Consider the following 12,813-nt stretch of genomic DNA (forward strand, 5'->3'; position numbering starts at 1 on the left):
CGCCGGCGCGCCCTAAGAATCACTCGTAGGAAACCAACGTTGCACCATTTTCATGGCTGAAATCTGGTTTCACGCCAAGCATGGCCGCCGACCGCCTGATGATATTACCCGCTATGACCCCCGCATTCGCGGCCGCGACGTCGGTCATCCCGGGCTTTTCCGGGTGCGGCGCATCGGCAATCGTGAACACCAGATATTGCGGATCGTCCATCGGGAAGGCAGCGACAAAGGTATTGAAATTCAGGTCTTTAGAGTAGCGGCCGTTGATGACCTTTTCGGCCGTTCCGGTCTTGCCGCCAACGCGGTAGCCTGGGACTCTGGCGTTTCTGGCCGAGCCCTTCTCGGCATTGAGCGAATAGAGGTAGCGCATGCCCTCGACCGTCTTTTCGTTGACGACTTTTTTGGCAATCGCCATCGCTTCCTGCTGCGTGCGCACCAGGAAGGTCGGATTCATCAAATAGCCGCCATTCATCAGTGCCGCGCAGCCGACAGCCGCCTGCAACGGCGTCGTCGATACGCCATGGCCGAAGGCGATGGTGAACGAATTGACCTGTTTCCAGACCTTCGGTTCGGTCGGGCGGGCGACTTCCGGCAGTTCGGTCTGCATCCTTTCCAGGATGCCAAGGCGATGCAGGAATTCCCGGTGCCCCTCGATGCCCACCAGCTCGGCTTCCCTGGCCGACCCGATGTTGGACGAATAGAGGAACACCTCCGGCAGCGACAGCACACGGTTCTTGCCGTGGAAATCGTGAATGGCCTGATGGCCTACCCGGATTGGATGCGACGCGTCGAAACGACTGTTCATCGTCGCCTTGCCGGAATCGAGCGCCATCGCCGAGGTGAAGCTCTTGAAGGTCGAGCCCATCTCATAGAGGCCCGCCGACATCCGGTTCAGCCGATCTTTTTCCTGTGCATTGTAGGGATTGTTCGGATCGAAATCCGGCACCGAGGCCATGGCGATCACTTCGCCGGTCTTGACGTTGAGCACGACGGCGCCGGCGCCGATCGCGCGGTAGCGCTCCAGGCCGGCGGCGATTTCGTCGCGCACCACATGCTGGACGCGCAGATCGATCGACAGCTTCACCGGCTTGAGATCCTTGGCCACCGCCAGGCCCGACGCCTGCAGGTCGCTCAGGCCCTGCTCGTCGATATATTTCTCCATGCCGGAGATGCCCTGATTGTCGATGTTGGTCAGGCCGACAATGTAGGATGAGGTTTCGCCGCTCGGATAGAAACGGCGCTTCTCCGTGCGGAAGCCGAAGCCGGGAATGCCGAGCTGCATGATGTCGGCCTGCTGCTTGGGCGTCAGCTGCCGCTGCAGCCAGACGAAGCCGGCGCCGCTCTTGAGCTTGTGGTAGGTCTGCTCGTAGTCGATCTCGGGCAGCACCGTCGACAGCTTCTCGATCGCCTCGTCGGCATCGACGATGCGGCGCGGCTCGGCGAAGAGCGACGCCGTCTTGATGTCGGTCGCCAGCACTTCGCCATTGCGGTCGACGATATCGGGCCGCGAGGCGGTGATCCGGCTCTGCGGGCCGCCCGACAAATCGGGGGTCTGGAAGCCGAGGTAGACCAGCCGCCCAGAAATGGTCGAGAAGATGCCGAAGAACACCGCCATCGTCATCACGATGCGCGCCTTGCCCTTGCCGCCGGTCGCCTTGCGGGCGCCCTCGACGACAATCGATCCATCTTCACCCGTCCTGGGGCGACGCTTCAGCAGTTTGCCGATCATTGGGCGATGCCTCCGGTCACGACGGGATCCTTGCCGTCCGCAGGCGCCTTGTCGGAATTGTCGGCCATGCCGCCCTGGCGTCCGTTCAGAATATCCTGGATATCCAGGGCCTTGGCCGGCAGATCGCTCAAGCCGACGATCTGGCGGGCGCTGACCGGCTCGAGCGCGAGCTGCGACTTGTAGAGCTCAGCGAGCTTCTGCAGCCGCGAAGGCTGGGTGAGCAGGCTCCAGTCGGCCTTGAGCAGGTCGATCGTCTCCTCCTCGTAGCGTATCTGGTTGTGGATCTTCTGCACCGCCGCCAACTGATCCTCGGCCTCGCGCTTGGTCTTGTAGGTCAGGGCCGCCGCCGAAACCATGACGGCGATCAGGACAATGTCGCTGGTACGGAACACGTGCTACCTCTCCCCCGGCCGATCGATGCCGGGAAGCTTTGGAAGGCCGAAAATGGAAAAATCGCCGGCGCGCGCCGGCGCTTCGGTGCGGATCGCCGCGCGCAGCCTGGCCGAGCGGGCGCGCGGATTGGCAGCGACCTCGGCATCGCCCGCCGTCACGCCACCGCCGGCCTTGCGAAAGGTCGCTGTGCGCGCATGCGCCTCGGGCAAATGACGTGAGCCGGTGGCGACGTCGGCGCGGTCGGCGATGAAGCGCTTGACGATGCGGTCTTCCAGCGAATGGAACGTCACCACAACCAGACGCCCGCCGGGCTTCAATGCGCGTTCGGCCGCGAACAACGCCTTGGCCAGTTCGCCGAGTTCGTCATTGACGTAGATGCGCAGCGCCTGGAAGACGCGGGTCGCTGGATGAATCTTGTCCTTCGGCGCGCGGCCAATATGCGTCTCGATGGCGTCGGCCAGTTCCAGCGTGCGCTCGAATGGCTTCTTTTCGCGGCGCGCCTCGATCATGCGGGCGATGCGGCCGGCGTGGCGCTCCTCGCCGAGGAAGCCGAAGATGCGGGCAAGGTCGCCCGGCTTGAAACTATTGACGACATCGGCCGCACTCAGGCCCGCTTGCGCCATGCGCATGTCGAGCGGCCCGTCGGAGCGGAAGGAAAAGCCGCGCTCGGCCTGGTCGAGCTGCATGGAGGACACACCAATGTCGAGCACGATGCCGTCGGCGCTTTCGACATGTTCGTCCAGCGTCGAGAACGGCGCCTGCACCAGTCTCAGCCTGCCGCCCGATTGTGCCTCGAGATCGCGCCCGGCAGCGATCGCGTCGGGATCGCGGTCGATGGCGACGACCGAAGCGCCGGTCGCCAGAATGGCTTTGGTGTAGCCGCCGGCGCCGAACGTGCCGTCGATGATGATGTCGCCCTTCGCCGGCTCCAGTGCCTCGAGCACTTCGCCAAGGAGGACCGGAATGTGGCGGACCGATCCGCCAACGGCGTGGATGTCATCGCCGTGGCCCACCGTCATTCCGGTCGCTCCCCAGGCTTCGTCCCCTGCCGAAGCTGCAACAGCCTGGCCCGCGCCTGCGCCCCATAGGCCGCAAGCCGTCCCGGCTCCCAGATCTGAAAGAAATTGCCGCGCCCGACAAAGGCCACCTCCGCCGAGATGCCGGTATGCTCGCGAATGAAATCGCTCATCGTGATGCGGCCGTCCTGGTCGAGTTTCAGGAACGCTCCGTCGCCATGGCAGAAGAACGACATGTCGTCCGCCGTCTGCAGGAAGGGATCTTCCTGCGCGATGCGCTGCTCGTAGCGGTCGAGCAGATCCAGCCCGCCGACATCCATCGCCGGCAGGTCCAGGCAGCGCAGTGCATAGAGTTCCGAATAGCCGCGCTTCTGCACGACGGCGCGGAAATGCGCAGGAACGGACACCCGCCCCTTCGCATCGATCCTGCTCACCGTGTTCGACAGAAACCGGTCCATTAAACCCTACAGCCGCTTGCGCCGCCGCACCCCTCTTCATCGTCTCGTACGCGCCGCCGCAGCGCGTTCCCTGCCCCGTATCAGCCTCGCCCGCATGGCCAAAAACCGGCAAACGCGCAGCCGCCGCGGCTGCCCGACTGGCGTACGCTTTACCCTGACGCGGAACGAAGGCTTTGATGTCTCGATGGGATATCATGGGGTACTATGGGCGTCAACGGGAATAGGCTTCACAAACACGCGCATCGCGACCAATCCGAGCAGCCGTTACGGCACGTCTCGTCTTTATGATCCATTAAGCCTAACGAAGCGTTTAGAGCCCGCTGGCCCAAAAGACCCGGCTTGCCGCCGATCACCCGCGCGCATAGCGTCGAGCGACGTCTTCCGCCCAAAAAACAAGGATCGAGCTCATGTCCGAGACGGCAAAGTCACGCGCCGCCGAACTGTCCCATTTGCGCAGCCGCGATTTCGCCAGTGGCGATCCGATCCCCTTGCCGTTGATCATGGCTTCGATCTTTCACACGCCGGGCGTAGAGACCGGGGTCGATCAATATGGCCGCTACGACAATCCAACCTGGCGCGCCGTGGAACATGTGCTCGGCCATTTGGAAGACGCGCAATGCTTGAGTTTTCCCTCTGGAATGGGCGCGATTTCCTCGGTGTTTTTCGCGCTCCTGAAATCGGGCGATCGCGTGCTCCTGCCGGCGGACGGCTATCACGCGACGCGCGCGATGGCCGAACGCTTCCTGAAGCCGCTCGGCATCACCTGCGATACCAGGCCGACGCCGACCTTCCTTGACGGCGGTTTCAAAGGCTATTCGCTGGTCTTCGTGGAAACCCCGTCCAATCCGCGGCTGGACATCTGCGATATCTCGGCGATCGCCAAGGCTGTCCACGAACAAGGCGGGATCCTTGTCGTCGACAACACGACGATGACGCCCTTCGGCCAGCGTCCGCTCGACTTCGGCGCCGACATCGTCGTCTCCGCCGACACCAAGGCGGTCAACGGCCATTCGGATGTGCTGTTCGGCCACGTCGCCAGCCGCGACGCCGGCATCATATCCAAGGTGACGGACTGGCGCGCAATGGCCGGCGGCATTCCCGGGCCGTTCGAGGCCTGGCTGGTGCATCGCGGCCTCGAAACACTGGAGGTGCGTTTCGACCGCATGTGCTCGTCCGCCGAAACGATCGCGCAGCGGTTGAAGGAACATCGCGCGGTGCGCGGCCTGCGTTTTCCCGGCCTGAACGGCGACCCGTCGCACAACCTTGCCCGCGCCCAGATGGAGCGCTTCGGCTTCCTCATCTCCTTCGAACTCGCCTCGGAGGACAAAGCCGAGGATTTCATCAACAATTGCCCATTGATAGAGGCCGCGACCTCCTTCGGCGGCGTCCACACTTCGGCCGAACGACGCTCGAAGCGAGGCGATGCGGTACCGCCCGGCTTTGTACGCCTGTCAGTCGGCTGCGAACCGGTGGAAGAGCTCTGGAAGGCCATTGAGACGTCGCTGGACGGGATCGGCGCCTGACGGACTGGTCACGAAGCTAGGTCGTCGGCCTCGATGTTGCGATGGCCGTGCCACCGCGCCTCGAAGCGGTCGAGCAGCCGATCGGCTGCGGCCTCGTTGTCGCGCGCAATATGAAGCCAGATCGCGATCAGATCATCTTCAGCTCGTGCGTTCCGAACGATAGGCAGAAAATTCATGCCGCGTCGTCAGATCGCAAGCGTCTCCGTGCCTCGGCCTTGATTTCATCCATCGATGCAAATCGTCCCGGCCCGCTGTCGATCCCTTCCTGCACCAACTTGCGCAGTTCCTCAACCGTATAGCCGAAAGAGATCGCGACGGTCCTTCCACCGCCGCAGCGCCTCGCGGATCACCTCGCTCGCCGAAGCATATTCGCCGGCGGCAACGACATCGTCCACGCTTGCGCCAGTTCCGGCGACAGCGTGATGCTGCGTTTGTCGACTTGCCCCATGGATAGGCTCCCGATGCCATTCGGCAGATGGTACGATTTAATCGCACCAGGTTCAAGCGTTGGCCGATTGCCGACTTGCTTGCAAATAGCTGAAAAGACTTAAATCGACAGGCGCGCCCGAGGGCGCAACCTGCTGATCTCAAAAGGATTTCTCTTCGAGGGACGAAACTGCCAGCTGGCCTGTAAGCCGGGTTCTGTATGGCCCTCGCCCCTTGCGGGACGAGAACGTGGCGGCCATTCATCTTGGGCGCATGTTGCCATACGCCTCACGCAACCTACCCGGACGGTGAGCCGGAAACAGCCCTCGAGGGTTTCCCCTCGCACCGCCCCTATTCGGTTTTGCTCCCGGTGGGGTTTACCGTGCCGCTCCTGTTGCCAGTCGCGCGGTGGGCTCTTACCCCACCCTTTCACCCTTACCCCGACAAAGTCGTGGCGGTTTGCTTTCTGTGGCACTTTCCCTGGGGTCGCCCCCGCCGGTCATTAACCGGCACCGTGTCTCCATGGAGCCCGGACTTTCCTCACTCGCGGCCTTTCGGCGTTTGCGAGTGCGGCCGCCCAGCCAGCTGGCAAGGCGTATAAAGGGGTTCAGCCGGGAAAACGCAAATGAAAAAGCCGACTTGTCCGCCGGCTCTCGCAACTTGCTATCAAAGCGCGGCCATCTGAACCTTGACCTTGCTGCAATAGGCGGCCGAAACTGGGTTCATCCGCGTCGCGGCATGGCCGGCATTGTATTTCAGGATCGTGCCACAAGTCGTGCCACCGCCAAGGTTCTGCGCCAAAGCGAGATACTTCATGCCGTATTTGATGTTGGTGTCGGGATCGAACAGGCCCTTGGCCGAACCGTTGTAGCCCATCATCCGCGCCGTCGCCGGCTTGATCTGCATCAGGCCGATCTCGCCGGCGCTGCCGACCATGTTCGGCCGATAGTTGCTCTCGATCGTGATGACGGCGTTGGCCAGCGATACCGGAACGCCGTAGCTTGCCGCGTAGCGGGCAACGATAGCGGAATACTGGCCGCTGCTGGCCACCGCTGCCGTCGACGCAGCGACATTCCTGAGACCGATCGATGCCGTTGTCGTCATGTCGACGGTCTTGCGGCCACGCTTCGTCTGCCTTTTGGCGGAGGATTTCTTCGCCTTGGTCCAGCTGGCTTTTTCCACCTTGGCGGAAGCGTGCTTCGCCGTTGCCTTCAGGCTCCTGCTGCTTTTGGCTGAAATGGCCTTGCCCTTGGTCACCGCGACGAGCCCCTGATCGGCCCGGGGGCTCCATGTCGCGGCATCGGCCGCGCTGAAGGCAAAAGTCACTACGCCGGCAGCAAGAGCTGCCGTTACAACGGTCAATTTCTGCATGTGATCCTGTTCTGTCTGGACCACGCGAAGATGTTCGCGTGGCGCTGCTTGATTAATAGCGGAACATCCGGGGGGCTAGAGGTCCGACAAACTGTACGAATTGCCCTTTGAGGCCCGAATTGGCGGCAATGAAGGCGGGGCAAGTCACTTTGAGTGACAGTTTGTAACCTGACAGGGGAAAAAGATTACTTGGGCGGCGCCCTGCCCTGGGTTAGCCGCTCACCGAGGCAAGCAACTTCTGCAGCGTGCGCATGGTCGAGCCATCGGCCAGCCCGTCGACCAGACGGGGCCGGAAATGCCGTTGGAAGGCCTCGACGACAATCCGCGTCTGATGGTCGAAAACACCCGATATCTCGACACCATAGCCATAGAGCGTCAGCATAGACTGCAACGCCTCGACATCGGCACCGCTGTCGCCGGGCTTCAGCGCGGTCCCGCGCCTGATGGGTGCAGCAGGCACAAGATGGCCGACACCGGCCGCAAACAGGGCGGCCCAAGGGAACTTCTCGCCCGGATCGATCTTGCGGCCGGGTGCCACGTCGGAATGCGCCAGCACCCGCATGGCGGGGATCGCATGCCGCGCGGTAATTCCATTGCACAGGCCGATCACCGCCTCGATCTGGCGCCGAGGGAACCCGGGATAGCCCAGCGAATGGCCAGGATTGACGATCTCGATGCCCACCGAGCAGGAATTGATATCGGTGCGTCCGAACCAGGAACTCTTGCCGGCGTGCCAGGCGCGGTCGCTTTCCCGCACCATCTGCACGATGTGGCCACTCTCGTGGACGAGATAGTGCGATGAAACCTCGCTCGCCGGATCGCACAGCCAGGCTTCCGCTCCGGCCCCCGTGGGCATGCCAGTATAGTGCAGCACGATCATGTCGGGTTTCAGCGTATCGCGCCGTGGCCCGAAATTCGGCGACACCCTGACCTCGGCGCTCGGCTCGTCGGGCAGGAAGCCGCTCATACGTGCCGCAGGCCCCGCTCGATCATCTCATAGGCGGCGTTGATCGCGGCGACCCTGGTCGTGGCGATCTTGATGAATTCCTGCGGCAGGCCACGCGCGATCAGCCGGTCGGGATGGTTGTCGGAGACCAGCTTGCGGTACCGCTTCCTGACCTCCTCGAACGGCTTGCCGCGCTCGATGCCGAGCACGACATAGGGGTCGCCGGCGCCAAGATTGACGTGCCGGGCCAGGATCGACTCGTAATGGGCCTCGTCGATGCGGAAGATCTCGGCGATACGGTGCAGGAAGATGCCTTCGCGTTCATGCACCAGCCCGTCGGCCTTGGCGATGTGGAACAGGCCGTCGAGTATGTCTTCCAGCATCACGCAATTGGAATGCCCGGAACCGCACAACTGCGCCATGCGCTCGGCATAGGTTTCGAACCCAGCCACGTCCCGCTGGGCGAGATCGAACAGCCGCGCAACGTTGCGCGTCTCCTTCGGCGGCACTTCGAATATTTCCTGGAAGGCGCGCACCTCATCCTGGGTGACGATGCCGTCTGCCTTGGCCATCTTGGCCGAGAGCGCGATCATCGCCACGGAAAAGGCGACGCGGCGGCGCAGGTCCGCATCGCCGGAAAAAACCGTGCGCACGGCCTCCACGACATCGGCAACGCCCGACGAGGCTGAAGACGATACGCGTGTGATAAACTCGCCGAGGCGGTCCCAAATCGACATGGCCCGCTTCATAGAACCAACCGGTCCCCGCTATCAAGCCAATAACGGCCGCTGCCGGGTCCGTGAACCAGAGGCACCTTGGTCGGTCCAGGTGGCTGCCTTTGCAAGAAAAGGCCGGCGAGACGCCGGCCCTTCCTCCCAAGACACTCTTACTGCTTTACAAACTACTGCGCGGGCGCAGGAGCAGGCGTTGCCGGAGCCGGCTCGGCAGGCTTGGTCGAATTGTCGGCCGGAGCCGCAGGCTTCATCGGCTGCTCGGCAGCCGGCGGATTGGTGCTCTGCGTTGTCGTGGTGTCAGTGCCCTTGCCGCTGTCGCTGCAGGCCGCGACGCCCAGCAGGGCAAGAGCGGACACGGAAGCCAGAATGAGCTTTTTCATAATATCTCTCCTTCAATACACGCTCACGTTGCGGTGAACGGTCGAAGAGGAAATGCGCGACACGGCCATGAGTTTCGTAACGTTGCGTTTCCGCGTGTAACATCAACGGGATGCGTTGCTGCCGGCGCATTGGCGCATTAACAACGAAAGCTGAAAACGAAAAATGCCGGAGACAGCCGCCATGGCCGCGAAATGGGATTTCTGGATCGACAGGGGCGGCACCTTCACGGATGTCATCGGCCGTGATCCGCAAGGGGGGCTGCATCCGCGCAAGCTTCTGTCGGAGAATCCCGAAGCCTATGCCGATGCGGCCATCCAGGGCATCCGCGACCTGCTCGGCGTTGATCCTGGCGCCGCGATCCCGTCCGGGCTGATCGGCGACATCAAGATGGGCACCACGGTCGCCACCAACGCGCTCCTGGAGCGCAAGGGCGACCGCGTGCTCCTGCTCATCACCAAGGGGTTTCGCGACGCGCTGAGGATCGCCTACCAGGCGCGGCCCGACATCTTTGCCAAGGAGATCATCCTTCCCGAGCAGCTCTATGAGCGCGTCATCGAGATCGACGAGCGCGTGCTCGCCGACGGCTGCGTCGAACAACTGCTCGACATCGCCGCTTGCCGGCCGGCGATCGAGCAGGCGAAGGCCGACGGCATCGATGCCGTCGCCATCGTCTTCATGCATGCCTGGAAATACCCCGATCACGAGAAGGCGGTGGCAAAGGTCTGCCGCAAGATCGGCTTCGCCCAAGTCTCGGTCAGCCATGAGGTCTCGCCGCTGATCAAGCTGGTCGGCCGCGGCGACACCACCGTGGTCGACGCCTATCTCTCGCCCATCCTGTCACGCTATGTGCAAAGGGTGGCGGGAGAGTTGGGCGCCGCGAGAGACGGCGACCAGTCCCCTCGCCTGATGTTCATGATGTCGTCGGGCGGCCTCACCGCCGCCGACATGTTCCAGGGCAAGGACGCGCTGCTGTCGGGTCCGGCCGGCGGCGTCGTCGGCATGGTCGAGACGGCCAAGCTCGCGGGCTTCGGCAAGGTCATCGGCTTCGACATGGGCGGCACCTCCACCGACGTTGCCCACTATGATGGCGAGTACGAGCGCGCTTTCGACACCGAAGTCGCCGGCGTGCGCGTCCGCGCACCGATGATGCGCATCCACACCGTCGCCGCCGGCGGCGGCTCGGTCCTGCACTACGAGGCTGGCCGTTTTCGCGCCGGGCCGGATTCAGCGGGCGCCAATCCCGGCCCCGCCGCCTACCGGCGCGGCGGCCCGCTCGCCGTCACCGACGCCAATGTGATGCTCGGCAAATTGCAGCCCGATTTCTTTCCGGCGATCTTCGGCCGCGGCCAGGACCAGCCGCTCGATGTCGAGACCGTGCGCTCAAGATTCGCGGCCCTGGCCGACCAGATCGGTGACGGCCGCTCGCCGGAAGCGGTTGCCGAAGGCTTCGTTACCATCGCCGTCGAGAACATGGCCAACGCCATCAAGAAGATTTCCGTGCAGCGCGGCTACGACGTCACCGAATATCTGCTCAACTGCTTCGGCGGGGCCGGCGGCCAGCACGCATGCCTGGTCGCCGATGCGCTCGGCATGGAAGCGGTGCTGATCCACCCCTTCTCCGGCCTGCTTTCGGCCTATGGCATCGGCCTGGCATCGGTCTTTGCCTCGCGCCAGCAGGCATTGCTCAAACCGCTTGCCGAGGAGTCCCGAACAGAGATCGCCAGCCTCATCGCCACCTTGAAAAAGGCCGTGATCGCCGAATTGGCCGCGCAAGGCATCGCCGAGGACACGGTTGCCGCCAAGCCCGTCCTGCACATCCGCTATGACGGCACCGACACGACACTGCCGGTGAATTTCGAAAGCGACTCGATTTTCCAGGCAAAGCGCGACTTCGAAATCGCCCACAAGGCGCAATTCGGCTTCGTCTATGACGACAAGCCGATGATCGTCGAGACGGTTGGCGTCGAAGGCAGCGAAATCGGGCAGAGCAGCGCCGAGGCCTATGCGCCCGCCGGACCCGCACGGATTGAAGCCGGCGCTTCCGGAACGCGGCGCATCTACACCGAGGGCCGGTGGCATGAAGCCGGCATCCATCGTCGCGAGAACCTGCGCCCATCGAATCTGGTGGCCGGCCCCGCCCTTATCATCGAACCGAACCAGACCATTGTCGTCGAACCGGGCTGGCAGGCCGAAATCACCAACCTCAACCATGTCGTGATCCGCCGTACAGAAAAGAAGGCGCGTGCCGCCGCCCTCGGCACATCAGCCGATCCGGTCATGCTCGAAGTCTTCAACAACCTGTTCATGTCGATCGCCGAGCAGATGGGTGTCACGCTGCAGAACACTGCCTATTCCGTCAACATCAAGGAAAGGCTGGATTTCTCCTGCGCCGTCTTCGACCATACAGGGGCTCTGGTCGCCAACGCGCCGCACATGCCGGTGCACCTCGGCTCGATGGACCGCTCGGTCGAAACCATCATCCGGCTGAACTCCGGCGACGTCCACCCGGGCGACGTCTTTGCCTTGAACGCACCGTACAATGGCGGCACGCATCTGCCCGACATTACCGTGGTGACGCCGGTGTTCGACGACGCCCAGAAGGAGATCCTGTTCTGGGCGGCCTCGCGCGGCCACCACGCCGATATAGGCGGCACCGCCCCCGGCTCGATGACGCCGCTCGCCACCACGGTCGACGAGGAAGGCGTGCTGTTCGACAATTTCCGCATCGTCGACCGCGGCAAATTCCGCGAAAAAGAGCTGCATGCGCTACTCACCGACCATCGTTACCCGGCCCGCAACCCGCACCAGAACATTGCCGACCTCAAGGCGCAGATCGCCGCCAATGAGAAAGGCGTCGCCGAACTGCGCAAGATGGTCGCGCATTTCGGCCTCGATGTCGTCGAGGCCTATATGAGCCACGTCCAGGACAATGCGGCCGAGAGCGTGCGGCGGGTGATCGAGCGGCTGCCCGATACATCGGCCTATGAATATCCAACGGACACCGGCCAGGTGATCAAGGTGAAGATATCGGTCGACCGGCAAAAGCGCGAGGCAACCGTCGACTTCACCGGCACATCGCCTGTCATGAAGAACAATTTCAACGCGCCGGAGCCGGTGGCCCGCGCCGCGGTCCTCTATGCCTTCCGTGTCATGGTCGAGGACATGATCCCGATGAATGCCGGGTGCCTGCGGCCCATCAACATCGTCATTCCCGACGGCTGTATGCTGAAGCCCGCCTACCCTGCCGCCGTCGTTGCCGGCAATGTCGAGACCTCGCAGCACGTCACCAACGCGCTGTTCGGCGCCATGGGCGCGATGGCCAATGCGCAGGGGACGATGAACAACCTGACCTTCGGCAACAAGAAGTACCAGTATTACGAGACGATCTGCTCCGGCTCACCGGCCGGCCATATGAACTCCGGCCGCGGCTTTGCCGGCACCTCCGGCGTGCACACCCACATGACCAATTCTCGCCTCACCGATCCCGAAGTGCTGGAACTGCGCTTTCCCGTGGTGCTGGAGGATTTCCACATCCGTAAGGGATCCGGCGGCAAGGGTAAATGGAGCGCCGGCGACGGCACCAAACGCAGCATCCGCTTTCTCGAGAAGATGGAATGCGCGATCCTGTCCTCGCACCGCAACCGCCCGCCGCAGGGACTGGACGGCGGCGGCGACGGCGAGGTCGGCTCGACCAAGATCCGCCGCAAGGACGGCGCGATCGAGATGCTGAAGGCCTGTGATCAGACCGTGCTCGAGGCCGGCGATGCAGTGATCCTGACGACGCCGACGCCGGGGGGCTTTGGCAAGCTGTAAAGAACACGTCAACAGGCTGTCAC

Annotated in this window: 11 protein-coding genes, 1 other RNA gene and 1 pseudogene; 2 read left to right on the forward strand and 11 right to left on the reverse strand. The window is 63.2% G+C overall.

The genetic code is table 11. The features are described from left to right. Positions 1-19: 19 nt before the first annotated feature. From ACLGL5_RS27775 to mraZ, 4 genes are read right to left on the reverse strand one after another with little or no spacing between them, the layout of a single operon-like run. The gene (locus ACLGL5_RS27775; protein WP_038647732.1) at positions 20-1,729 is read right to left on the reverse strand and encodes a peptidoglycan D,D-transpeptidase FtsI family protein; all 1,710 of its coding nucleotides are present in this window, start codon (positions 1,727-1,729) and stop codon (positions 20-22) included. Beyond that, positions 1,726-2,121, reverse strand: coding sequence for a cell division protein FtsL (ftsL, locus tag ACLGL5_RS27780; protein WP_010910261.1), 396 nt, complete (start codon positions 2,119-2,121; stop codon positions 1,726-1,728). The genes ACLGL5_RS27775 and ftsL overlap by 4 nt, the downstream gene beginning before the upstream one ends. Positions 2,122-2,124: 3 nt before the next feature. After that, positions 2,125-3,141, reverse strand: coding sequence for a 16S rRNA (cytosine(1402)-N(4))-methyltransferase RsmH (gene rsmH / locus ACLGL5_RS27785; protein WP_019859098.1), 1,017 nt, complete (start codon positions 3,139-3,141; stop codon positions 2,125-2,127). Next, positions 3,138-3,596: a division/cell wall cluster transcriptional repressor MraZ gene (mraZ, locus tag ACLGL5_RS27790; RefSeq protein WP_019859099.1), complete on the reverse strand. Its 459-nt coding sequence runs from the start codon at positions 3,594-3,596 to the stop codon at positions 3,138-3,140. Before mraZ ends, rsmH begins: the two co-directional genes overlap by 4 nt. A gap of 407 nt (positions 3,597-4,003) precedes the next feature. Here mraZ and ACLGL5_RS27795 point away from each other — a divergent pair, with 407 nt between their 5' ends. Beyond that, the gene (locus tag ACLGL5_RS27795; protein ID WP_069092484.1) at positions 4,004-5,119 is read left to right on the forward strand and encodes a cystathionine gamma-lyase; all 1,116 of its coding nucleotides are present in this window, start codon (positions 4,004-4,006) and stop codon (positions 5,117-5,119) included. Positions 5,120-5,127: 8 nt separating this feature from the next. Here the strand turns inward: ACLGL5_RS27795 and ACLGL5_RS27800 are convergent, their stop codons facing one another. From ACLGL5_RS27800 to ACLGL5_RS27830, 7 genes and pseudogenes are all read right to left on the reverse strand, one after another. Then, entirely contained in the window at positions 5,128-5,295 is a 168-nt protein-coding gene (locus ACLGL5_RS27800) for a hypothetical protein (RefSeq protein WP_210184886.1), read from the reverse strand. After that, positions 5,292-5,567, reverse strand: a pseudogene (locus ACLGL5_RS27805) (type II toxin-antitoxin system ParD family antitoxin). The gene ACLGL5_RS27800 and the pseudogene ACLGL5_RS27805 overlap by 4 nt, the downstream one beginning before the upstream one ends. Before the next feature lie 167 nt (positions 5,568-5,734). After that, positions 5,735-6,134: RNase P RNA component class A (rnpB, locus tag ACLGL5_RS27810), an RNA gene on the reverse strand. Positions 6,135-6,211: 77 nt separating this feature from the next. After that, a complete protein-coding gene (locus ACLGL5_RS27815) occupies positions 6,212-6,916 on the reverse strand; it encodes a lytic transglycosylase domain-containing protein (RefSeq protein WP_027047024.1) in 705 nt (234 codons plus the stop codon). A gap of 211 nt (positions 6,917-7,127) precedes the next feature. Next, entirely contained in the window at positions 7,128-7,883 is a 756-nt protein-coding gene (locus tag ACLGL5_RS27820; protein ID WP_064983794.1) for a peptidoglycan recognition protein family protein, read from the reverse strand. After that, positions 7,880-8,599 carry a J domain-containing protein gene (locus tag ACLGL5_RS27825; RefSeq protein WP_027047025.1) on the reverse strand — a complete coding sequence of 240 codons (720 nt, stop codon included), beginning with the start codon at positions 8,597-8,599 and terminating at the stop codon, positions 7,880-7,882. The genes ACLGL5_RS27820 and ACLGL5_RS27825 overlap by 4 nt, the downstream gene beginning before the upstream one ends. A 164-nt stretch (positions 8,600-8,763) precedes the next feature. Next, entirely contained in the window at positions 8,764-8,976 is a 213-nt protein-coding gene (locus ACLGL5_RS27830) for a hypothetical protein (protein ID WP_019859105.1), read from the reverse strand. Between the two features lie 181 nt (positions 8,977-9,157). Here ACLGL5_RS27830 and ACLGL5_RS27835 point away from each other — a divergent pair, with 181 nt between their 5' ends. Next, positions 9,158-12,790: a hydantoinase B/oxoprolinase family protein gene (locus ACLGL5_RS27835; RefSeq protein ID WP_069093453.1), complete on the forward strand. Its 3,633-nt coding sequence runs from the start codon at positions 9,158-9,160 to the stop codon at positions 12,788-12,790. Positions 12,791-12,813: the final 23 nt, after the last annotated feature.

The sequence above is a fragment of the Mesorhizobium sp. U510 genome, from assembly GCF_059180695.1.

Bases quoted from the DNA above. Each gene is read 5' to 3' on its own strand.
- ACLGL5_RS27830 (WP_019859105.1), bottom strand. From the start codon at position 8,976: ATGAAAAAGCTCATTCTGGCTTCCGTGTCCGCTCTTGCCCTGCTGGGC.
- ACLGL5_RS27795 (WP_069092484.1), top strand. From the start codon at position 4,004: ATGTCCGAGACGGCAAAGTCACGCGCCGCCGAACTGTCCCATTTGCGC.
- ACLGL5_RS27800 (WP_210184886.1), bottom strand. From the start codon at position 5,295: ATGAATTTTCTGCCTATCGTTCGGAACGCACGAGCTGAAGATGATCTG.
- ACLGL5_RS27775 (WP_038647732.1), bottom strand. From the start codon at position 1,729: ATGATCGGCAAACTGCTGAAGCGTCGCCCCAGGACGGGTGAAGATGGA.
- ACLGL5_RS27820 (WP_064983794.1), bottom strand. From the start codon at position 7,883: ATGAGCGGCTTCCTGCCCGACGAGCCGAGCGCCGAGGTCAGGGTGTCG.
- ACLGL5_RS27825 (WP_027047025.1), bottom strand. From the start codon at position 8,599: ATGTCGATTTGGGACCGCCTCGGCGAGTTTATCACACGCGTATCGTCT.
- ACLGL5_RS27815 (WP_027047024.1), bottom strand. From the start codon at position 6,916: ATGCAGAAATTGACCGTTGTAACGGCAGCTCTTGCTGCCGGCGTAGTG.
- mraZ (WP_019859099.1), bottom strand. From the start codon at position 3,596: ATGGACCGGTTTCTGTCGAACACGGTGAGCAGGATCGATGCGAAGGGG.
- rsmH (WP_019859098.1), bottom strand. From the start codon at position 3,141: ATGACGGTGGGCCACGGCGATGACATCCACGCCGTTGGCGGATCGGTC.
- ACLGL5_RS27835 (WP_069093453.1), top strand. From the start codon at position 9,158: ATGGCCGCGAAATGGGATTTCTGGATCGACAGGGGCGGCACCTTCACG.